At 45.0% G+C, this 22,671-nt stretch carries 21 protein-coding genes; 14 read left to right on the top strand and 7 right to left on the bottom strand.

Translation table 11 applies throughout. From position 1 onward, the window contains the following. Positions 1-149 precede the first annotated feature (149 nt). Both sdaAA and sdaAB read right to left on the bottom strand, forming a co-directional pair. Positions 150-1,019 carry an L-serine ammonia-lyase, iron-sulfur-dependent, subunit alpha gene (gene sdaAA, locus WMO25_RS03785; RefSeq protein WP_349084132.1) on the bottom strand — a complete coding sequence of 290 codons (870 nt, stop codon included), beginning with the start codon at positions 1,017-1,019 and terminating at the stop codon, positions 150-152. 17 nt (positions 1,020-1,036) lie between these two features. After that, on the bottom strand, positions 1,037-1,705 hold the full coding sequence (gene sdaAB / locus WMO25_RS03780) for an L-serine ammonia-lyase, iron-sulfur-dependent subunit beta (RefSeq protein ID WP_349084130.1): 669 nt from the start codon (positions 1,703-1,705) through the stop codon (positions 1,037-1,039). A gap of 389 nt (positions 1,706-2,094) precedes the next feature. On the opposite strand from sdaAB, the gene WMO25_RS03775 reads away from it, so the two are divergent. Next, on the top strand, positions 2,095-2,409 hold the full coding sequence (locus WMO25_RS03775; RefSeq protein ID WP_117526655.1) for a helix-turn-helix domain-containing protein: 315 nt from the start codon (positions 2,095-2,097) through the stop codon (positions 2,407-2,409). A gap of 178 nt (positions 2,410-2,587) precedes the next feature. On the opposite strand, the gene WMO25_RS03770 is transcribed toward WMO25_RS03775, so the two are convergent. Beyond that, a complete protein-coding gene (locus WMO25_RS03770; protein WP_349084128.1) occupies positions 2,588-3,655 on the bottom strand; it encodes a PTS sugar transporter subunit IIC in 1,068 nt (355 codons plus the stop codon). Positions 3,656-3,715: 60 nt separating this feature from the next. Continuing rightward, positions 3,716-4,234 (bottom strand): transcription repressor NadR, encoded by a 519-nt coding sequence (locus WMO25_RS03765; protein WP_349084126.1) that lies wholly within the window; start codon positions 4,232-4,234, stop codon positions 3,716-3,718. A 196-nt stretch (positions 4,235-4,430) separates the two neighbouring features. Between WMO25_RS03765 and WMO25_RS03760 the strand changes: the two genes are divergently transcribed. Further along, complete coding sequence (locus WMO25_RS03760; protein WP_015513514.1) at positions 4,431-5,102, top strand: cysteine peptidase family C39 domain-containing protein; 672 nt, start codon at positions 4,431-4,433, stop codon at positions 5,100-5,102. 192 nt (positions 5,103-5,294) lie between these two features. Here the strand turns inward: WMO25_RS03760 and WMO25_RS03755 are convergent, their stop codons facing one another. The 3 genes from WMO25_RS03755 to WMO25_RS03745 form a co-directional block, all read right to left on the bottom strand. After that, entirely contained in the window at positions 5,295-6,698 is a 1,404-nt protein-coding gene (locus WMO25_RS03755; RefSeq protein ID WP_349084124.1) for an aminopeptidase, read from the bottom strand. 18 nt (positions 6,699-6,716) lie between these two features. Then, complete coding sequence (locus WMO25_RS03750) at positions 6,717-7,160, bottom strand: DUF3842 family protein (protein ID WP_349084122.1); 444 nt, start codon at positions 7,158-7,160, stop codon at positions 6,717-6,719. A 73-nt stretch (positions 7,161-7,233) separates the two neighbouring features. Then, a complete protein-coding gene (locus WMO25_RS03745; protein ID WP_349084120.1) occupies positions 7,234-7,941 on the bottom strand; it encodes a DUF421 domain-containing protein in 708 nt (235 codons plus the stop codon). A gap of 329 nt (positions 7,942-8,270) precedes the next feature. On the opposite strand from WMO25_RS03745, the gene WMO25_RS03740 reads away from it, so the two are divergent. The 12 genes from WMO25_RS03740 to WMO25_RS03685 all read left to right on the top strand — a co-directional run. Continuing rightward, positions 8,271-10,574, top strand: a complete 2,304-nt coding sequence (locus tag WMO25_RS03740; protein WP_349084118.1) for a hydratase — start codon at positions 8,271-8,273, stop codon at positions 10,572-10,574. Positions 10,575-10,670: 96 nt separating this feature from the next. Further along, positions 10,671-11,876, top strand: coding sequence for an NADP-dependent isocitrate dehydrogenase (locus WMO25_RS03735; RefSeq protein ID WP_015513519.1), 1,206 nt, complete (start codon positions 10,671-10,673; stop codon positions 11,874-11,876). A gap of 91 nt (positions 11,877-11,967) precedes the next feature. Further along, positions 11,968-12,258, top strand: coding sequence for a DUF1292 domain-containing protein (locus WMO25_RS03730; protein ID WP_349084116.1), 291 nt, complete (start codon positions 11,968-11,970; stop codon positions 12,256-12,258). A 304-nt stretch (positions 12,259-12,562) separates the two neighbouring features. Continuing rightward, on the top strand, positions 12,563-13,774 hold the full coding sequence (ilvA, locus tag WMO25_RS03725) for a threonine ammonia-lyase (protein WP_215689663.1): 1,212 nt from the start codon (positions 12,563-12,565) through the stop codon (positions 13,772-13,774). 408 nt (positions 13,775-14,182) lie between these two features. Continuing rightward, entirely contained in the window at positions 14,183-16,018 is a 1,836-nt protein-coding gene (locus tag WMO25_RS03720) for a B12-binding domain-containing radical SAM protein (RefSeq protein WP_349084114.1), read from the top strand. Further along, the gene (locus tag WMO25_RS03715) at positions 16,011-16,748 is read left to right on the top strand and encodes a 3'-5' exonuclease (RefSeq protein WP_015513523.1); all 738 of its coding nucleotides are present in this window, start codon (positions 16,011-16,013) and stop codon (positions 16,746-16,748) included. Before WMO25_RS03720 ends, WMO25_RS03715 begins: the two co-directional genes overlap by 8 nt. A gap of 174 nt (positions 16,749-16,922) precedes the next feature. Beyond that, positions 16,923-18,350, top strand: coding sequence for a VanW family protein (locus tag WMO25_RS03710; protein WP_349084112.1), 1,428 nt, complete (start codon positions 16,923-16,925; stop codon positions 18,348-18,350). A gap of 51 nt (positions 18,351-18,401) precedes the next feature. Continuing rightward, positions 18,402-19,418, top strand: a complete 1,017-nt coding sequence (locus WMO25_RS03705; RefSeq protein ID WP_349084110.1) for an AIR synthase-related protein — start codon at positions 18,402-18,404, stop codon at positions 19,416-19,418. A 66-nt stretch (positions 19,419-19,484) separates the two neighbouring features. After that, positions 19,485-19,970, top strand: a complete 486-nt coding sequence (locus WMO25_RS03700; protein WP_117526736.1) for an Lrp/AsnC family transcriptional regulator — start codon at positions 19,485-19,487, stop codon at positions 19,968-19,970. After that, the gene (locus WMO25_RS03695; RefSeq protein ID WP_349084109.1) at positions 19,967-21,148 is read left to right on the top strand and encodes an aminotransferase class I/II-fold pyridoxal phosphate-dependent enzyme; all 1,182 of its coding nucleotides are present in this window, start codon (positions 19,967-19,969) and stop codon (positions 21,146-21,148) included. The genes WMO25_RS03700 and WMO25_RS03695 overlap by 4 nt, the downstream gene beginning before the upstream one ends. A 2-nt stretch (positions 21,149-21,150) precedes the next feature. After that, positions 21,151-21,654, top strand: a complete 504-nt coding sequence (locus WMO25_RS03690; protein WP_117526734.1) for a tRNA (cytidine(34)-2'-O)-methyltransferase — start codon at positions 21,151-21,153, stop codon at positions 21,652-21,654. 264 nt (positions 21,655-21,918) lie between these two features. Continuing rightward, a partial coding sequence (locus WMO25_RS03685; RefSeq protein ID WP_349084107.1) for a solute carrier family 23 protein occupies positions 21,919-22,671 on the top strand: 753 nt, incomplete at its 3' end.

The following is a 22,671-nucleotide window of genomic DNA, read 5'->3' as shown; positions in this document are numbered from 1 at the left end:
TCCAACACACAGGCTGTGTTCAGATTTGCCATCATTCAGATCATGATTTCAGCAGCAGTTATTTATCTGATCATGTAATAGAATAGCGTTTATTATATAAAAGGCCAGTTCCGTTGAATGACGGGACTGGCCTTTTAGACTATCTGTATTTAATGTTTAATTTTGCATTTTGCGCAGGCACTTGGGGATAATGCACATCCGCCAAGGGCCGTTTCGCGCAGTTCAGCAGGCAGTTTTTTTCCGACGGTATACATGATATCCATCATTTCATCCAGCGGGATCAGCTGGTGAATACCTGCAAGGGAAATTTCAGCGGCCACAATGGCGTTGGATGCACCGGATGCATTTCGGTTCTGGCATGGATATTCTACCAGGCCACCCACCGGGTCGCAGACAAGACCCAACATGTTCATAAGCACTGTTGAGGCGGAATCTGTACATTGTTCCGGTGTTCCGCCCATCAATTCGACAACAGCGGCAGCGGCCATTGCGGCAGCAACGCCGATTTCGGCCTGACATCCGCCGACGGCACCGGCAACGGTTGCATTGAGCATGGCAAGATAGCCAATGGCAGAACATGTGAAGAGTGCGTCGATGATCTGGTCATCGGTGAAATCATATTCTTCCTGAAGTGCCAGAAGGACACCTGGAATAACACCGGATGAGCCGGCTGTCGGTGCGGCAACGATGAGCCCCATGGAAGCATTGACTTCCAGCACACCCATAGAGTAGGCAATCGCTTTGGAAATCAGATTGCCGGCAATATTTTTCCCGGAGGACTGCAAGTCAGACAGTTTTCTGCTTTCACCGCCAATCAGACCGCCCATGGACTGGGAAGGCTGGTTGATGGCTTCTTTGGTGGCATCCTTCATGATTTGAAGGGAGACAGCCATTCTGGATCTGATTTCATCCAGAGGCTTTTCTGTCATCTCACATTCACGATCCATCATGATCTGAGAGATGGGTTTGTCATATTCTTTGCAGAGAGATAATAACTCTGCAGCTTTTTTAAAATCCATGTTGTGTCCCTCCCGGATTATGGTTCGATAATCATAACGTCGTGTACATAATGATTGTCAGAGATCATTTCCTTAATACCTTTCGGAAGGTCTCCGTCGACTTCAACAAGGGTGTAGGCCGTCTGACCTCTGGATTCGCGGAACAGACGCATGAAGGCAATGTTGACTCCGAAATGGCTGAGAACGGCAGTGATATGCGCAACAAGACCTAACTGATCCTGGTGTACCACAATAACGGAACTGTATTCACCGGTGAATTCAACTTCAACATTGTTGATCCTAGAAATACGTACTTTGCCGCCGCCAAGGGATTCACCACGGATAAGCATGGTTGTTCCGGCTTCATTTTCCATCAGGATATCCACAGAGTTTGGGTGAATATCGGTGACGGTGTCATTCGGTATAAAATGATATTCAATGCCGCGTTCGGATGCGATTCGGAAAGAATCCCGGATACGTTTGTCATCTGTATGGAAACCAAGTAACCCGCCTAAAAGCGCGCGGTCTGTACCGTGGCCGGAATAGGTATGGGCAAAGGAACCATACAGCGTAAATGTTGCTTTTATAATAGGGCCGTTGATCATCTTCTGGGCGAGATAAGCAATCACGGCTGCGCCCGCTGTATGTGAGCTTGAAGGGCCGATCATATTAGGGCCTAATACATCAAATGCGCTGAGTTGTGCCATAGTTATCTCCAATCTGCTGTAAATAATAGGATGTTGTGTTAGACTTCTTCGTCAAATGTTTTGCCTGAGTAAGTCATATCTACAAAAGTACCACAAATGTAGAGTGGAAGTAAAGGGATAAAATATTATTTTTGTCGTTGAGCTCTGATTTTGTACAGGATAACATACAATGTTAAATGAATCAGATTTATGGATTCGATAAAAATAATATCTGTCACTTCTCTAATTCGATACACGGTTATAATGTGGAAATTCTGCGACAACCCATATGTAGCATAGTGTAGTTGAAAAATGTAATATATTACCATAGGACTTGAATTATATTCGATTATAAAACATGCATTAAAGTCATATAATAATTGTATTATATTTCAAAAGGCGGAGAGCATGTGAAATTGACGATTGGCAAAAGAGTAAAAGAATTGAGAGTGAAGAATAAAATGACGCAGGAGCAGTTGGCGGAAGCTGTAGATGCCTGTGTTGGATATATAAGCAAGATTGAGAATAACAGAGTGAATAATATCAGCCTGTCATTGGCATGTGAGCTGGCATCTGTACTGAATGTTTCATTGGGATATCTGGTTGGTGAATCCACAGAGAATGAAATGATGGATGAAGAGATGCTGAGAAAATACGGTGCGTGTACGGCAGATGAGAAGAGAAAGCTGTTAAAGATTGTAGATATTTTAAGGGATGAGGATTAGTCCCGGGATACGTGCTTTTGGCTGAATAAAACGAGAAATCTGATAGTAGGCAATACAGATTTGGAGAACCGTATGCAGTCGATACTGAAAAGAAAAGCGGCAGTTCCTGAAATACAAAGTGTAGATCAGGCTGTCGCTTTTTGTGCGTTCTGAATCAAATGATGTTGGGGTCAAAAGGTCAAATAGACAATTTCATATCGCCGCTTTTGATCCAGTTTTTCTTGCGCATGGCTTCTGAGAAGACCAGGGTAAGAAGACCGGGAAGAATAAAATGAAACAGAAAAATCTTGATCAGGACGAGAACCGGACTTTCAACGGCCGTCATTGTCTGCCATGTCATAATCTGTCCTACCAGGCCGGATGTACCCATACCGCTTCCGGTGGCATTATTGGTCATGCCAACAAAACGGCTGATGGCAATTGGCCCCAGAATAGCTGATGAGAGAATTTCAGGGATCCAGATCTGGGGATGGCGGATGATATTCGGTACCTGAAGCATGGAAGTGCCGATACCCTGTGCAAGCAGGCCGCCAACGCCGTTTTCACGGAAGCTGGCAACAGCGAAGCCGATCATCTGGCAGCAGCATCCGATGGTGGCAGCACCGGCAGCAGGACCTGAGAGCCCGAGGATGATGCCAAGGGCAGCAGAACTGATGGGAAGGGTGAGTACCATACCCATGATGACAGACACGACAATGCCCATGATCAGAGGCTGCTGAACCGTGCCCCAATTGATGATATCACCAAGGCGTGTCATGATCGTTGACACAGGCGGACCGACGATAATGCCCACTGCACCGCCCGCGATAATGGTGACAGCAGGGGTGATCAATAAGTCCAGTTTGGTTTTGCCGGCAGGGAGAGAACCAACAGCAATGCCTGCAAGAGCAGCAATGAAAGCTGACAGAGGATCGCCGGGACCGCTGTAGACCAAGGCACCATCAGAAAGAATGGAACCGGAGATAATCGCAGTTGCATAAGCGCCGATCATACCTGCGGCAGCGGCAGATAATGTGACATAAGTCGAGGATTTATACTTGTAGGCGACACCGATACCGATGCCGGCGCCGGTGAGACGCTGGGCCATAACGGCAAAAACACCCAGATAATAACCGAAATCGCCGCCGACCAGATCAGCGGCCTGTTTGAGGATTGTGCCGATAATCAGGGTGGAAAACAGGCCGAGGGCCATGCCGCTCAGACCGTCAATAAAAATCAAATTTAAAAACTTCTTAATTGTTGACATAGAAAAACTCCCTGTATATACATGTGTCTTGTCAGGATTTGCAAAATAAAAAGGTTGACCTTATGCGCGAACAAGGTAACCTTTTTCACGAAGTGTACATTCGATATTGTCCAACATGACTTCGGATCGGGCTTCAACTGTGTGATAATGGGTGCCGCCTGCGATGATATTCAGCGGTTTGGCATTGGAATGCTTCAAACGGTCACAGAATTCTGCCACATCCCGACGGTTCTCCAGAATGAGATTGGCTGTGATTTGCCCGTAAATCTCATGTTCAATGATGACATCAAGCACCTTGCCGCCGTTGTCAACAATGGTATTCAATTCATCTGCAATGGCATCATCACTGTGGTTGACACAGTAAATCCGGTGACAGGCTTCCGTCTGCTGACTGTACAGAACATATCCCTTCGTTGTGGCGAGAATATCCTTATTCACTGCACGCAGCAGCGCAATATCCTGAACAATAACCTGACGGCTGACACCAAGTGAACGGGCCAGGGCACTTCCCGAGATAGGAGCCGTGCTGTCCCTCAGCATCTTCAGAAGCTGTTCGCGCCTTGCTTCACCTTCCTGCATGTAAATCCTCCTTCCTGTATATGTACTGCCCGGACAAACATCAGCATCTGCATGCATCTGATCTATATGAATCCAATCTGCAAGCATCAGGAAGAAATGCCTGTGGGCAAAATCCTTATGACTAATATGATAACTTTAAAATCATATTTTGTAAAGGAAAAAGATATGATATAATGGGGAAGAGGTGAATAATAAAATGAGATACTATAATCAGACAAACTATCCCCATGTTCCATATCCGACACTGACAGATCTTCCTGAACTGGGACGTTCAGATACAACCGTCAGAGATGCGGGCTGTGGCCTCTGCGCTTCATGTATGGTTGTTGAGAATATGACAGGCAGGGAATTCCCATTGATCGACTGTCTGGAACTTTCCATCAATGTCAATGCCAACCACAGTCCGGGCACAGACTTAACCGTCCTTGGACCGTATATTGCAGAACGCTTTGACCTGGATCTTGTGATCACAGATGATCCTGAGCTTCTGAGAGCGCATCTGAAGAAAGGCTATATGGCCGTTGCATGCTCTGCAGGGGACAGACCGGAAGAAGATTATATCGGTGTATTCTCACATGGCGGACACTTTATCGCTGTTGTGGGTATCGAAGAAGACGGCGAGCATATCACAGTCCTTGACCCGTCATTAATGCCGGATAAATATCAGGAAGACGGCCGTCGTGACAAGGTCATTGTCAACGGCAACGTCCTTCATACAACCATGAAGGTTCTCGCAGAAGACTGTCGTTACAGAGAAATCAAATACTATGCAGACGGCGACTTCAAGAAATGGCTGGAGCAGGAAGAACCGGATGCCAACAAAGACCGTTACTTCCTTTTCAGCCCTAAAGCATCCGAGAGCAGATAAACCGAATCAATATCATCAATTTTGGAGAATGATATGTACAAAACTCTGCAGGGGCAGTATCCGGTTATCTTTCTCACACGCCGGATAAAAGAATAGCCAGGGAATAAAAATAATCGTCCACGGGCAGGTGCTTCTGCCTGTGGACGATTATTTTTATTCCCTTCAAGGACTATTGAGTATTCACAAACAATTTTACTTATAGAATGCCACGAATGCGTTGTAGGCTTCGTAGACGTCCATCTTGGATACGATTTCCATTGGTGCATGCATGGACATAACCGGTACGCCCAGATCGACAACATCGATGTTCATACCTGCGATGAACTGTGCAACAGTACCGCCGCCGCCTTCATCGACTTTGCCCAGTTCGCCGGCCTGCCAGTAAACGTTGTGGGCTTCCATGATACCGATGACTTTGGACATGGTCTCTGCACTGGCGTCACTGGAGCCACTCTTGCCTCTTGCACCTGTGTACTTGGTCAGGACACAGCCTTTGCCAAGATAACAGGAGTTGCCTGCTTCATAGACATCAGGGAATGTCGGGTCAAAGGCAGCACTGACATCTGAGGATAGGCACAGTGCGTGCTGGAGCATATCTTTATAAGAAACACCTGCATTTTCAGCAAGATATTCAAGATAATGGCGAACATAATCGGAGTGAAGGCCCGTATTGCCGACGGAACCGATTTCCTCTTTGTCTGTGAGGATGGTTACAGTTGTATATGTAGGATGCAGTGTATCCAACTCTGCACGGAGTGCCGGATAAGCGCATACACGGTCATCGTGAGCGGCGGATGCGATCAGGCTTCTGTCAAAACCAACATCACGGGCAGGGCCTGCGGCAACAATTTCAAGTTCGGCACGATAGAAATCTGCTTCAACAATACCGTATTTCTCATTCAGGATCTGAAGAACTTTTAACTTCACAGGGTCCTTTAAGCCTTTCTCAGGATAAGGGATGGAACCGATGAGAATATTCAGTTCTTCACCTTTAATACCTTCAGCCAGGGAACGCTGATTCTGTCTGGCAGACAGATGCGGAAGCAGATCACTGATATAGAAAACAGGATCGGCAGGATCTTCACCGATATTCACGATAACGGCATCGCCGTTTTTCTTGTAGATCACACCGTGAAGAGAAAGAGGAATTGTTGCCCACTGGTATTTGCGGATACCACCGTAATAATGGGTCTTGAAGTAAGCAATATCATTCTTCTCATAAACAGGTGTTGGTTTTAAATCCAGTCTCGGTGCATCGATATGAGCGGCATTCAGACGAATACCCTCATCTAAAGGTGCAGTACCGAAGGTAGAAGCGATAATCGCTTTGCCGCGGTTGTTGAAATAAACCTTATCTCCAGGCTGATAGGAAGCCTTCGGGTCGAATTCTGTGTAGCCGGCATCTTTTAACATTGCTTCGGCTTTTAACACACATTCACGTTCTGTCTTGGCTTCGGATAAAAATGCTTTGTAAGGTTCGCAGAAATCATAAGCTTCTTTGACACGTTCCGGTGCTTCCAGGGCAACAGAAGGAAACTTCCATGTCAGTTCTTCCTGGAGCTTCTGTCCGGCAGTCTTTTCATTTGTGTTTTCCATTGTAAAAATCTCCTTAGTTTATTGTAATAATTCGCCGATATAGTCCGTCGTCATGCGAACGGCCTGGTCGATAAAGGCCTGAAGCGGCCCGTTGGACAGCATGGCAATACGGGTATTGCAGCTGTCGAAAGGAATCAGAATCCGTCGGGCATTGCTGGCCCCGATCGCCTGAGCCATAGTCGGTGTTAATTCGCCGAGAATGGCATTGGCAACAACAATAGCAACAACGCCCACGATAATATCGGAGCGTCCTGCATTGAGAACGATGGCATTCTCGCCTGTGGCACCATCATTCGCACCGCCTTTGAGCATGTTGGAGGTGGCCAGGGAGTTGGTCCCCAGTGCACGGATGGTGACAGGCAGATCCTTTGGAAGGACAGAGGTAAGGGCAGAAATGTATTGTCTGCCGATGCCGCCGCCCTGACCGTCGATCACACTGATTAATATATTTTTCTTTTGCATGTTTCTTCCTTTCCGGTTAAAATCACTGTTCTTAGTATAGCTTAAAAAGGGAAAAAAAGCAATGATGCCGACGTTAATCCAGAATATCGTTTGTCATTTTCTGATGGGTTTTCTGATAGAAAGTCACTTGATTATGCATGTCGCAGGTAGCCAGCAAAACTTCCCTCAGATTAGAAATATTCTGGGCATGCATCTGTTTATTCAGCCACTGGATATCTTTGCCGGCGTGCTGCAGATTTTTCTCCATAATGTGACCGTCAATGATCACATTAGCTACAAGGAATTCCTGTTCAGGAGTCATAGACATATCTTCGGGAATGACGGGACGTTTGTCGGATTTTGGAAGGAAACTCATACGGCCATTGGGTTCCAGTATGATTGTCTGCAGATCCGACAAATTGAAATAGCCGTTGACCCGGCATTGCAGCAGCATTTCGGATAAATCTATTTTGCCTTTCAAGAGATTCTTTTCATAGATCGTGTCATGGTCCATCAGAATCAAAGGTTTGCCGGAGATCACTCGACGGGCGGCCATGGATTTGACGGAAATATAGGAAAGAACAATGGCGGCCAGGGCATAAACGACCATGGCAGTCAGGGGCAGCCACCAGTCCTTTTCAAGGGAGGTGGCCATTTCAGCGGCAATAGAGCCAATAGTGATGCCGTTGATATAATCAAACATGCTCATTTCAGACATCTGCCGATAGCCCATGAGTTTGGTGAGGATGAAAAGGGCAATCAGGGAGAAAAGTGAGAGAAGAATGACGTTTAAGATATCCATAAGAAAACCTCCAAAAAATTTTAACTATCATCTAAAAATAGAAAATCATTTGCTTGATTATACGTGAATTTAACAATGGCATTAATAATATGTGTGTGTGCAGGAAAAACTATGCAGTTGTTTTATAGTGATGCTCGTTTATATCACCAATGGGGATGACATCGGGCAGCACAAATGATTACTTAATGACATCGTATTTAAAAGATTTTGCAAAAATACACCGGAACAGTTGCAAGAGGACTGGATTTAAGTGTATAATAAATTCAATTTAAGCCAATATTGATGCAAATTGCTTTGAAATAACTTGCAAAGCAAGGACAGGAGGTTCTATGATTACATTACTTCAAAACGGTGCCTGGCTGTTAAACGGACAGGAAATTGTTGAAGATACTGCGGATAGTACGACAATTCTTAATTCAAAACTCGGATATGTGCCGGAGAAGAAGGATGCAGCGGCACAGACAATGGCTTACAATATTTTGCAGGCTCATAACACTTCTGATTCAAAAGAGCAGTTAAAGATCAAGTTCGACAAGATGACATCCCATGATATTACGTTTGTCGGTATTATTCAGACTGCAAGAGCAAGCGGACTTGAGAAATTCCCTATTCCGTATGTACTGACGAACTGCCACAACAGTCTTTGTGCAGTCGGCGGCACGATCAATGAAGATGACCATATGTTTGGACTTACATGTGCCCAGAAATACGGCGGCATTTACGTACCGCCACATCAGGCAGTCATCCATCAGTTTGCCCGTGAAATGCTGGCAACCTGCGGCGGCATGATTCTGGGGTCTGACAGTCATACACGTTACGGTGCCCTTGGTACAATGGCTATCGGTGAAGGCGGCGGCGAATTGGCCAAACAGCTGCTTTGCAGAACGTATGATATCAATATGCCTGGGGTAGTCGGCATTTATCTGACGGGCGAACCGATGAAGGGTGTAGGTCCTCAGGACGTGGCATTGGCGATTATCGGTGAAGTATTTGCCAACGGCTATGTGAACAACAAAGTCATGGAATTCGTAGGACCAGGTGTTTCCAATCTGAGTGCAGAATTCCGTATCGGTATCGATGTTATGACAACAGAGACAACCTGTCTGTCTTCTATCTGGCGTACAGATGACAAGATCGAAGAATTTTACGTATTGCATAACAGACCGGAAGATTACAAAGAACTGAATCCTGGAAAAGTTGCTTACTATGATGGTATGGTTGTGGTTGATCTCAGCACCATCAAACCAATGATTGCAATGCCGTTCCATCCAAGCAATACATATACAATTGAGGAGTTGAATGCCAATCTTGAAGATATTCTGGATGATGTGGCAAAACGTGCAGCAGTCAGCTTTGACGGTGCCGTTGATTACACATTGAAGGACAAGATTGTTGACGGCAAGTTATACTGTGACCAGGGGATTATCGCAGGATGTGCCGGCGGCGGATTCGAGAACATCTGCGATGCAGCGGATATTATGAGAGGCCGCAGCATCGGTTCAGACAAGTTTACCATGAATGTTTATCCTGCAAGTACACCAATTTATATGGAACTGCTGAGAAACGGCGTGGCAGCTGATCTGCTTGCAACAGGTACCGTTCTGAAGACAGCTTTCTGCGGTCCTTGCTTTGGTGCTGGTGACACACCGGCGAATAATGCTTTCAGTATCCGTCATACAACACGTAACTTCCCGAACCGTGAAGGCTCCAAGCTTCAGAATGGCCAGGTAGCTTCTGTTGCACTGATGGATGCCCGTTCTATCGCAGCAACAGCAGCTAATAAAGGATTCCTGACACCTGCAACCGATCTGGCAGATATTGAATACAAGCATCCAAAATATCATTTTGATAAGACGATTTATGACAATAGAGTTTATGACAGCAAGGGTGTGGCTCATCCTGAAGTGGAGATCCATTTTGGACCAAACATCAAGGACTGGCCTGCAATGACCGCTTTGACAGATGATCTGATCGTTAAGGTTGTATCCGAAATCCATGATCCGGTTACAACAACCGATGAATTGATTCCATCCGGTGAAACATCTTCCTTCAGATCCAACCCGCTTGGTCTGGCTGAATTTACATTATCAAGAAAAGATCCTGCTTATGTGGGTCGTGCGAAGGCTGTTCGTGCACTTGAAGAGGCAAGACAGGCCGGCGGATGCCCATGCTCCGGCGGTACAGAACTGTCTGATGAAGTCAAAGCAGTTATTGAGAATATCAAGAAAGCATTCCCGGATATGGATGCGAAGAAAACAGCTGTAGGCAGTACGATTTATGCGGTGAAGCCGGGGGATGGTTCTGCCCGTGAACAGGCTGCTTCATGTCAGAAGGTACTTGGCGGATGGGCCAATATTGCTAAAGGCTATGCAACAAAGCGTTATCGTTCCAACCTGATCAACTGGGGCATGCTGCCATTTATCTATCCTGAAGATGAGCTGCCGTTTGCCAACGATGACTATATTTTCATTCCTGGCATTAGAAAGGCGATTGAGGATAAGCTGACAGATATTCCTGCTTATGTTGTGGGCGAAGAGATGAAACCGATTACATTGAAGATGGGTGAACTGACAGATGATGAACGCAAGATCATTCTTGCAGGTTGTCTGATCAACTACTATAAAGAGGCTTAAGAGACTGAGTAAGTCAATGCTACTATATTGAGACAGGCCGGCGGTAGCTTTTGCCGCTGTCGGTCTGAACTTCACATATTACGGGAGGACATGACGATGAAGATTAAAATGACAACACCGCTGGTTGAGATGGACGGCGATGAGATGACAAGAATTCTCTGGAAGATGATCAAAGACGAACTGCTTCTTCCATTTATTGATCTGAAGACAGAATATTATGATCTGGGGCTGGAGTACAGAGATCAGACCAACGATCAGGTAACCATTGATTCTGCCATGGCAACAAAGAAATACGGTGTTGCTGTCAAATGTGCAACAATCACACCGAACGCTGCTCGTGTGAAAGAATACAATCTGAAAGAAATGTGGAAGAGCCCGAATGGTACGATCCGTGCCATTCTTGATGGTACTGTTTTCCGTGCGCCAATCGTTGTGAAAGGTATTGAACCAACAGTCAGAACATGGAAGAAACCAATTACTATTGCCAGACATGCATATGGTGATGTTTATAAGGCAACAGAGATGAAGATTCCTGCAGCAGGCAAGGCGGAACTTGTTTATACCAATGAAGCCGGTGAAGAGACACGTGAACTGATTCACCAGTTTGATGGACCGGGCATTATTCAGGGTCAGCACAACATCTGCGCTTCCATCGAAAGCTTTGCCAAAGCATGCTTTAATTATGCACTGGACACCCATCAGGATCTCTGGTTTGCAACAAAAGATACCATTTCCAAGAAATATGACCATACATTCAAAGACATTTTCCAGGAAATCTTTGATGCAGAATACAAAGAGAAATTTGATGCAGCAGGCATTGAATACTTCTATACACTGATCGATGATGCAGTTGCCCGTGTCATTCGTTCAGAGGGCGGTTATATCTGGGCTTGCAAGAACTATGATGGCGATGTTATGAGCGATATGGTAGCTACAGCTTTTGGTTCTCTGGCGATGATGACATCTGTTCTGGTTGCACCGGATGGCACTTATGAGTATGAAGCTGCTCATGGTACTGTTCAGAGACATTATTATAAATACCTGAAGGGCGAAGAAACATCTACAAACTCTGTAGCAACCATTTTTGCATGGACCGGCGCTCTGAGAAAACGTGGTGAACTGGATAATATTCCTGAACTGATGGCTTTTGCCGACAAGTTGGAGAAAGCAACCATCGATACGATTGAGAATGGTACAATGACCAAAGACCTGGCACTGATCACAACCATGAAAGATGTGACAGTTGCCAACAGTGAAGAATTCATTAAAGCCATCAGAAAGACGCTGGAAGCAGCATTATAATAGACGCTTTATTGAAAATCGAACAAAAGGCAGCCTGCCATCTTTGATATTAATGAAGTCGGCGGGAAAGTCTTAAATAAAGGAGAGACAAATGGGAATCGAAGAAAACGAAGAAATGGACGAATTTGATACAGTGACACTTGAGATGGAAGATGGCAGCAAAGTAGAATTTGCCATCTTGGATGAATTCGAGATGGAGACTGAAAAATTCGTTTTACTCGGTGAAATCGAAGGAGACAATATCAACACAGATCCGGATGGCATGCTGTTTATGAATGCAATCATGGATGAATCCTGTGAAGAAGATGAAGTCATTCTGAACGTCATCGAGGATCCTGAAAAATACAGCGCAGTTGTTGACTTTTATGCTGAACTGGATTAATTAAATCAATAGTTGTATGAGAGAAATATCCTGGCAGGACAGGCTTTGAGCTTGAATGTCAGGATGTTTTTGTTGATTTCTTTTGGAATATTTTGTATAATTATAAACCGTACAATATTTTATATCCCAGTGGAATGATAAGGAATGATAAGTCCACTGAGTTTTTGACTTGCATAATCTAACTAGGAGAAGCATTATGGCAGAGAATACAAAGAAACAGGATTTGGCAACTGGTGCTGAATTGACATTAGAAGAGAAGATCAATAAGATCAAGTCTCGTGAGATTACAGAGGCTGAGAAGAATATGCTGACTTTACCTGCTTTTGAGGCAGCTTGTGAGGCAGTGAAGAAAGTGACACAGGAAACAGGTCTGATTTACAGCAAATATTTCAGTGATCACACAGGCAATAAGATATATTTTAAACCAGAGAATATGCAGCTGACAGGTGCCTACAAGCTGAGAGGCGCTTATTACACAATCGGTACGCTTACAGAGGAAGAGAGACAGAGAGGTCTGATTACGGCATCTGCCGGCAATCATGCACAGGGGGTTGCCTATGCGGCGCAGTGTTATGGTGTAAAGGCTGTTATCGTCATGCCGACGACCACACCGCTGATCAAGGTAGAGCGTACAAAGGCTTATGGTGCAGAAGTGGTTCTTTACGGTGATGTTTATGATCAGGCATGTGAGAAAGCTTATGAACTGGCAGCAGAGCATGGTTATACATTTATTCATCCATTTGATGATCTGCGCGTAGCAACAGGACAGGGAACAATCGCTATGGAAGTGATTCAGGATTTGCCACTGGTAGATTATATTCTTGTTCCAATTGGCGGCGGTGGTCTGGCAACAGGCGTATCCACACTGGCCAAGATGCTGAAGAACAATATCAAAGTCATCGGTGTTGAGCCATCCGGTGCAGCTTGTATGAAAGCATCCCTTGAGAATGGCAAAGTGACAACGGTTTCACCGGTCAATACTATCGCAGATGGTACAGCGGTTCAGACACCGGGTACCAAGATTTTCCCATATATCCAGAAGAACCTGGATGGCATTATCACAGTGGATGATGAAGAACTGGTTGTTGCCTTCCTCGATATGGTTGAGAATCATAAGATGATTGTTGAGAACTCAGGCCTTTTGACTGTTGCAGCGCTGAAGCATTTAGATGTGAAGGGCAAGAAAGTCGTTTCTATTTTGAGCGGCGGCAACATGGATGTTATCACCATGTCATCTGTTGTCCAGAATGGTCTTATTGCAAGGGACAGAATCTTTACCATCTCTGTTCTTCTGCCGGATAAGCCGGGTGAACTGGTCCGCGTATCACAGGTTATCGCTGACAAGCGCGGTAATGTGATCAAGCTGGATCATAATCAGTTCTTTAGCACTAACAGAAGTGCAGCAGTGGAACTGAAGATCACACTGGAAGCCTTTGGTACAGAGCATAAGAAAGAGATTATACAGGCATTGGAAGAAGCCGGTTATAAGCCAAAACAGATTCGTCCGAACTTATAAAATACAGAATAGGATTTAAACATATGAAACGGGGAGCAAATGAAAAGTATCATTTGTTCCCCGTTTATCTATTGGACTGAAAATTTAAAGGGCCTGTTTTATTTCAGCAAAATTGATGTAAAGCTGTTCATACAGGTTCACCTTGATGGTATCATCGAAAGTATAAGGAATATTTAACTGTATTTTAATATAATTGATTTTCAGGCATTCATCAATGGCAAAGAAAGTATTGCGTATTCTATGAGAGATGACCTATAATAGATGAGTGATATTCGCAAAGTGCTTACTGAATTTGGGACTGACCGATAAGCGAGTGATGGATAAAGAAGAGATAAACAGAAAAGACATAATGACTGAAAATGTATAAATCATAGAATAGAAATGTAGAAATGAACTGAGGGATAGAGAATGAAGATTGTGTTGGCAGCGATCAATGCCAAGTATATTCATGCCAACCTGGCAGTGTGCAGTCTGCGGGCTTTTTCGGATGAATATAAAGAACAGATTCAGATCAAAGAATATACGATCAATCAGTATACAGAAGATATACTGGCAGATCTTTACAAGGAGAAAGCGGATATGGTCGCTTTTTCCTGTTATATATGGAATATGGGAATGGTGGAGGAACTGACGGAACTTTTGCATCAGATAAGGCCGGATATGCCGATCTGGTTCGGTGGTCCGGAGGTATCTTATGATGCTGCGGAATGTCTGGAGCGAAATCCGGGAGTGACCGGCGTTATTCGTGGTGAAGGAGAAGAGACATTTCATGAATTGATGCAGTACTATATTGACGGTAGTGGAAAGCTTGAGGACATTCGGGGGATTGTTTACCGTGAAAACGGACAATTGGTGGATAACGGCTGGCGTGAAGTCATGGATCTGAACAAGGTACCTTTTGTCTATGAAGATATGAATGATTTCAAGAATAAGATTATTTATTATGAAACAAGCAGAGGATGCCCATTTTCATGCATTTATTGTCTGTCTTCCGTGGACAGGAAGGTGCGTTTAAGAGATATGGCCCTTGTGGAAAAGGAACTGCAGTTTTTCATTGATCATGAGGTGCCGCAGGTCAAATTTGTGGACAGAACTTTTAACTGCAATAAGAAACACGCTATGGCTATCTGGCGTTATATCAAAGCCCATGACAACGGTATAACGAATTTCCACTTTGAAATCGGTGCGGATCTTCTGGATGATGAGGAGCTGGCGATTCTGTCAGATATGCGTCCGGGATTGGTTCAGCTGGAAATCGGTGTCCAGTCCACCAATGACGCGACGATTCAGGAGGTTTCCAGGACCATGCGGCTGGATCGCCTGGCAAAGGCTGTGCATACCGTGAATGTCGGGCATAATATTCATAAGCACCTGGATCTGATCGCCGGACTGCCATATGAAGATTATGACAGATTCAGACAGTCTTTTAATGATGTGTATCAGATGGAGCCGGAACAGCTGCAGTTGGGCTTTTTAAAGGTATTAAAAGGTTCCAGGATGTATGATATGGCTGAAACATATGGCATTGTTTATCGAAAAAAGGCACCGTATGAGGTACTGAAAACAGACTGGATGAGTTATGATGATATTCTGAAGTTAAAAGGTGTGGAAGAAATGGTGGAGATTTATTACAACAGCCATCAGTTTGAGCAGTCTGTGACATATCTTATGCATTTTTATAAGGCACCTTTTGATTTTTTTGAAGATCTGGCAGCGTTTTACGAGCAGTGCGGATTTGACAAAGTACAGCATGGCAGAATGCAGCGATATGATATTTTGCTGCAGTTTGCAGAGGAACGGCATCTGGGGAGAGTGGTCAATGATATGGCTGCAGCTGATAAAAAGAAGGATATTCAAGAGGTACACGGTGATGCCATAGAAATTCTAAAAGCCACCATGCTTTACGATCTCTATGCCAGAGAGAATCTTAAGTCGCGGCCGGAATGGGCACATGAGATTCTTTATCGTCCGCTGTGTGAAGATTTTTACAGGAATCGGGAAATGACAGAAAGGTATCTGCCATCCTATGAGGGATGCACGGCCCGCCAGATGAAGAGAATGACCCATATGGAAGGATTTGCCATGGATATCCGGGCAACGGCGGCATCCGGGCAATGGACAGGAAAACCGGAAGTACTGCTGTTTGATTATAAAGAGAGAAATCCATTAACGTATGCAGCAAAGATGACGGCAATTTCTGTGTCGGAATGCAATGCTGAAATGGAGGAAACAGCAAATGGTTAAAGATTATGTGGTATTTGACCTGGAGACGACAGGACTGTCTCCGGATAAAGACACGATCATAGAAATCGGCGCCCTGAAGGTCATTCAGGGGAAAGTGGCAGACCGTTTTTCAGAGTTTATTAATCCTCATCAGAAGCTGACGCAGCAGATTTCCGAATTGACCGGCATTACGGATGATATGCTGGCCGGGGCGAGAAATCTGCAGGTGGTTGTGGGAGATTTTGTCGATTTTTGCGAAGATTATGTGGTTGTCGGTCATAATCTGGGGTTTGATTATCGTTTTACCAAAATGGCTGCCGAAAAGTACCATCTGCCTTTTGAGCATGAGGGTATTGATACTTTAAAGATTGCTAAAACTGTACATAAGGATCTGCCGTCGAGAAGTCTGGGCGCATTGTGTGAACATTACGGTATTATCAACAGTTCCGCACATCGTGCTTACCATGATGCATTGGCGACGGCTAAATTGTATCAGACGCTGGCCCATTATTTTGAAACATCGGAGCCGAAGCTTTTTGTACCGGAGAAGATGGGCTTTAAGGCAAAAAAGCAGCAGCCCATGACAAAAAAACAAAAAGCCTACTTGAAGGATTTATGTAAATATCATAAAATAGAGTTTAACGATGCAATGGAGCAGATGACAATGAGTGAAGCGTCCCGTTGGATTGATAAAACGATTCTTCAGTATGGACGCATGAAGCGTTTTAATAGGAGTGATAGAAATGAATAAAAAGACAACAAAGATTATTTCAACGATTATTGTTGCATTGATTGTAATTTCCATGGTTCTGAGCATGGTTATCCAGTTCGTTTAGAATGTGCAGTTATTCAGACAGGGCGTTGAATAACATGAGATGTATTGAAACCGAAGACTGACAGGATAGAGAGAGCCTGTGGGGGACATATGATGAAAAAAGCTTGGAAAGGAATACTGGGACTGTTAATGGCAATGACGTTCACAGTGTCAGCCGGCAGAATGGTTTATGCTGAGACGGTTGATGAAAATCATGAAGTGCCGGATGGGGTCACTGTCAATGGTATGGAACTTGGCGGCCTGACGGTGAAGGCGGCAGAAGATAAGCTGCAGCAGTATATGGATGAAGTTTGCGGCGGTTCCGTGACATTAACTGTTTTAGGGGAAGATGTCACTTTTGCCTACAAGGATTTTGATATGCATGCGGCGGACAGTACAGTTGTGCAGGATATATGTCAGATCGGCACAAAGGGCAATTTGATCAGGCGCTACAAAGAGCTGTCAGATGTGAAGAATAATAAAGCTGAATTTACATTGAAGTTTGAATATGATCATAACAAACTGAAGAAAGTTATCAGTGAGAAGACAGAGTCGTATAATAAAGAGGCTGAGAATGCGTCACTGGTGCGCCATTCCGGTGAGTTTATCATTACAGATGATGTAACAGGGGTGAAAGTGGATACAGATGCCACAACAGCTGAAGTTGAAAAGGCGTTAGGCGATGGCTGGGACGGATCCAGTCAGAAACTGGATGCTGTGGTTGAAGAGACGAAAGCGGCTCATACAAGTGATGAGCTGAAACAGGTGACAGATCTTCTCGGCGGTTATTCAACAGATTATTCGTCATCCAGCAGCAATCGTATTGCCAATATTGCCAACGGTGCATCGCTGGTCGATGAGACGGTCGTCTATCCTGGGGATACATTTTCTTTTTTGAATCATGTAACACCTTTTACGGCGGCGAATGGCTATTACCAGGCCACCGGCTATTCAGGCGGTCGGGTAGTACCAAGTACCGGCGGCGGTATCTGCCAGGTTTCATCCACGATGTATAATGCCGTTTTGAGAGCGGAACTGGAAGTGGTTGAGCGTTCCAATCATGGTCTGACTGTTGGATATGTGCCCCTTGGCGCAGATGCCACGGTTGCGGAGGGCGGTGTGGATTTCAGATTCAGAAATAATCTGGATGCACCGGTTTATATTGAAGCCTATACGTACGGCGGACAAATCTATGTGAACATTTACGGGCATGAGACAAGAGCTTCCAATCGAAGCATTGAGTTTACCAGTGTGACAGATAAGACCATTAAGCCCGGGGATGATGTTATTACCAAGGATGATACACAGCCGGAGGGATGGCAGGAAGTGACACAGAGCGCCCATGACGGCTATGTGGCATCGTTTTATAAGAAGATTTACGTGGACGGAAGCCTTCAGGATACCGTCTGGATCAACACAAGTTATTACAGTGCGTCTCCGAGGTATATCACTGTCGGTACGAAGAAGGAAAGCAGTGATGACAATAGTGATCAGAAGGAAGAGGCAGATAATACAAGCGGCGACAAGAAGAATGAGTGATGTATGCGCAGCGTCGGTTTGAACTGCGGAGCATTCGATGGTCAATAGAGAATGAATATCAGGAGTTGGGATATGCTGGATTACGGCAAGGTGACAGACACAATTTACAAACGTTCTGTAAAGAAAGTAATAGAGAAAAATGTGCCGGGTGCGGGGGACAATCGCATCGGCGGAAGGGATATATTATATTTTGCGGCGGACAGTGATAAAGCGATGCTGATGGCTTTTGCGACATTGACAGGCAATCAGCTGGCAGCAGCAGGTGCGGTGCATCTGGCAGTCAATCGTCTGGCAGCAGCAGGCGCCTATGCGCTGGCTGTGAATATACAGTTGATCGTATCCGCGGAATTACCGGAGAAATCCATCAAAGCACTGATGGGATCGGTTTCTGAGAGCTGCGGGAAGCTTCATATAACATCCGTGCAGGCGGATGTAGCTGCGGTTCCGGGTTTGACGGAAACTGTCATTACAGCAACAGCTATTGGGGAAGCCGGAGGCCTTTTTGAACCGGAAAAGGCCGAGGCGGACCAGGATATTATCATGGCTGGTTATGCAGGCGATTATGGTGCGGCAAAGCTGGCTTTTGTCGGTCAGGCAGAGCTGGAGCGGCATTTTAATCCTGTATTTTTGAGTCCTGTGATGGAAGCGGATTATACAGGAGATACAATTTCGGCTGTATCAGCTGTTAAAGCGGCAGCGGCAGCCGGAGTGAGAAGTATGTATGCCTGCGGCGAAGGCGGTGTTTATACAGCTGTATGGGAACTGGCGGAGAATGCAGGGCTCGGAGCTCGTATTCAGCTGAAGGAAGTACCGCTCAGGCAGGAGACAGTGGAGATTTGTGATTATTTTAATATCAGCCCATATCAGCTGATGTCAGCAGGCGCAGTGCTTCTGACGGCCACGCATGGTCAGAAAGTATTGGCGGAGCTGGCTGCCGCGGGCATCCCGGCTGTTATCATTGGACATCTGACTGATGATAATGACCGGGTGGTTTTAAACGATGAAGAAGTGCGCTTTCTGGAGCCATTTCGATATGAGAGTCTGAATCAGGCAAAATCTGAATCATAGAAAGCAGACAGCTGGATTTGATCATCTATAGCAATCATAGAAAAGGGGTATGAGAAAATGAATGAAATGAAAGAGAAGATTTTATCTGTCATAGAAAAAAACAGCAAGATCAGCATCAAGGATCTTGCAATTGTACTGGGTGAACCTGAAGAAGAAGTTGCAAAAGCCATTTATGAGATGGAATCAGACAAGACGATTTGCGGTTATCATACAATCATTAACTGGGATAAGACAAATCGTGAAAAAGTTGTAGCATTGATCGAAGTGCGCGTGACACCTCAGAGAGGTCATGGTTTTGACCATATTGCTGAGCGTATTTACAACTTCCCTGAAGTGGACACTGTCTATCTGATGTCCGGTGCTTATGATTTCTGTGTGATGCTGGAAGGCAAGACTTTGAAACAGGTGTCTGCATTTGTTTCCGAAAAACTTTCCACACTGGAATCCGTGACAAGCACAGCAACCCATTTTGTACTGAAGAAATACAAAGACCACGGTACAATCATGGTTTCTGAGACAAATAAGAAAGAAAGGCAGCTGATCACACCATGAGAAACCCATTATCCGATAAAGTCATAGACATTAAACCTTCCGGCATCCGTAAGTTTTTTGATCTTGTCGTAGAAATGAATGACCCGAATGTCATTTCTCTTGGTGTGGGTGAACCGGATTTTGATACACCGTGGCATATCCGTGAGGAAGGTATCTATTCTCTGGAAAAAGGCCGTACATTTTATACATCCAATGCCGGATTGAAGGAACTGAAGGAAGAAATCAGTGCTTATCTGGAACGCAAATGCCATGTTGAATATGACCCTGTGAACGAAATTATGGTGACAGTGGGCGGTTCTGAAGCCATTGATATTGCCATGCGCGCCATGCTCAATCCTGGTGAAGAGGTCATTATTCCGCAGCCAAGTTATGTTTCTTATCAGCCGTGCGTTGTGCTGGCGGATGGTGTGCCTGTGATTATTAATCTTCAGGAAAAAAATGAATTTAAACTGACAGCAGCAGAATTGGAAGCTGCGATCACACCAAAGACAAAGATTCTGGTGCTGCCTTTCCCGAACAATCCGACAGGCTCCATTATGACGGAGGAAGACCTAAAGCCCATTGCCGAACTGTGCGTGAAGCATGATATTTTCGTTATCAGTGATGAAATTTACAGTGAACTGACTTATGAATATCCGCATACATCCATTGCATCCCTGCCTGGCATGAAGGAGAGAACGGTTCTTATCAACGGTTTTTCAAAGGCTTATGCCATGACAGGATGGCGTCTCGGTTATGCCTGCGCACCGGATGTGATTCTGCATCAGATGCTGAAAATTCATCAGTTCGCCATTATGTGTGCACCGACAACCAGCCAGTATGCGGCTGTGGAGGCTCTTCGCAATGGTGATGATGATGTAGCCATGATGCGTGAATCCTACAATCAGCGCCGACGTTTCCTTGTACATACATTCAGGGAGATGGGACTGGACTGCTTTGAACCATTCGGCGCTTTTTATATTTTCCCAAGCATCAAGAGCCTGGGCATGACTTCAGATGAATTTGCGGAAGAATTATTGAAGAAGGAAAAAGTAGCAGTTGTTCCGGGTACAGCATTCGGAGACAGCGGCGAAGGTTTCCTGAGAATTTCCTATGCCTATTCTCTTGAAGAATTAAAAGAAGCGACAGACCGTATGGCACGTTTTGTCAGCTGGGTGAGAAAAGAGAAAAATCTATGAGTATGAATATTGTTTTGCTGGAACCGGAGATGCCTGCCAACACAGGCAACATCGGACGAACCTGTGTGGCCACCGGTACCAAACTGCATCTGATTAAGCCTCTGGGCTTTGAAATTACGGACAAGATGGTTAAGCGTGCGGGACTGGACTATTGGCCGCATCTGAACTATGAAGTGTATGAGAATTTTGAAGATTTTCTTGAGAAGAATCCGGATTGTATCGGCAAGCTTTATATGGCAACAACAAAGGCCAGACATATTTACACGGAAGTGGCCTATGAGCCGGACAGTTATCTGATGTTTGGCAAGGAAAGTGCCGGTATCCCGGAAGAAATTCTTGTGAAATACGAAGATTATTGTATGCGTATCCCGATGGAATACAACATACGTTCATTGAACTTGAGCAATTCAGTGGCCATTGTGCTGTATGAGGCCCTCAGACAGCATCAGTTTGCGCAGATGGAACTGCAGGGGCATCTGCACAGACTGCATTGGCACGAAGAGTGACGAAAATATCAAGTGCTTTGAAAGAGCCCACGCCCCTTCTAATTCTATTGGCAAAACTGTGAGAATCAGCTAAATGTTTACCAACAGAGTTAGAAGGGGCGTGGGCTCTTTTCAGAAGAATTTGATATTTTCTGTCTGGTTTTATTTTGGACGGGCAGAAGTGCTTAAATTTGTTGGTAATATAAATTAGGGCTTTTCTATTTGACGTCTTTCGTATATAATAGTGAAGAATCTTAAGACGCTATAGAGAAGAGGAGAACTTTTATGGAAAACAAAAGAATTATACAGGTTGATGAGAAAGTCCCTGTAAAGCTGCTGATTCCGCTCAGTATTCAGCATATGTTCGCCATGTTCGGTGCATCTGTGCTTGTTCCGTTCGTGTTTGGTATTAATCCGGCAATCGTGTTGTTTATGAATGGTCTTGGTACGCTGCTGTTTATTTTAATCACAAAGGGACGTGCGCCGGCTTATCTGGGATCCAGTTTTGCATTTCTGGCACCGGCAGGTATCGTTATCAGCAAATGGGGCTATGATTATGCCCTGGGTTGTTTCGTGGCCGTCGGCTTCTGCGGCTGTATTCTGGCATTGATTATTTACAAGTTTGGTTCTGAGTGGATCAATGTGGTCCTGCCTCCGGCAGCAATGGGCCCTGTTGTTGCCCTTATTGGTCTGGAGCTGGCAGGTACGGCAGCTTCTAATGCAGGCCTGAAGGATGAAGTGCTTCTTCCGGCCAATATCATTGTTTTTCTGGTGACACTTTTGACAGCCGTTATCGGTTCTGTCGTATTCCGTGGATTTTTGTCCGTTATTCCGATTCTGATCGCTATTATTGCCGGTTATGTGGCTTCTCTGGCATGCGGTATTGTTGACTTCTCAAAAGTGGCAGCGGCGCCGTTGTTTGCCCTTCCGAACTTCCAGACACCGAAGTTCAATATGCAGGCCATTGCTATTGTACTTCCTGTTCTGTTAGTTATCACCTCCGAGCATATCGGACATCAGATCGTTACAAGCAAGATC

It is taken from the genome of Coprococcus intestinihominis, assembly GCF_040096555.1.
In the GTDB taxonomy this organism is placed as follows: Bacteria; Bacillota; Clostridia; order Lachnospirales; family Lachnospiraceae; genus Coprococcus_A; species Coprococcus_A intestinihominis.
This window is presented reverse-complemented; position numbering and strand designations above follow the sequence as displayed.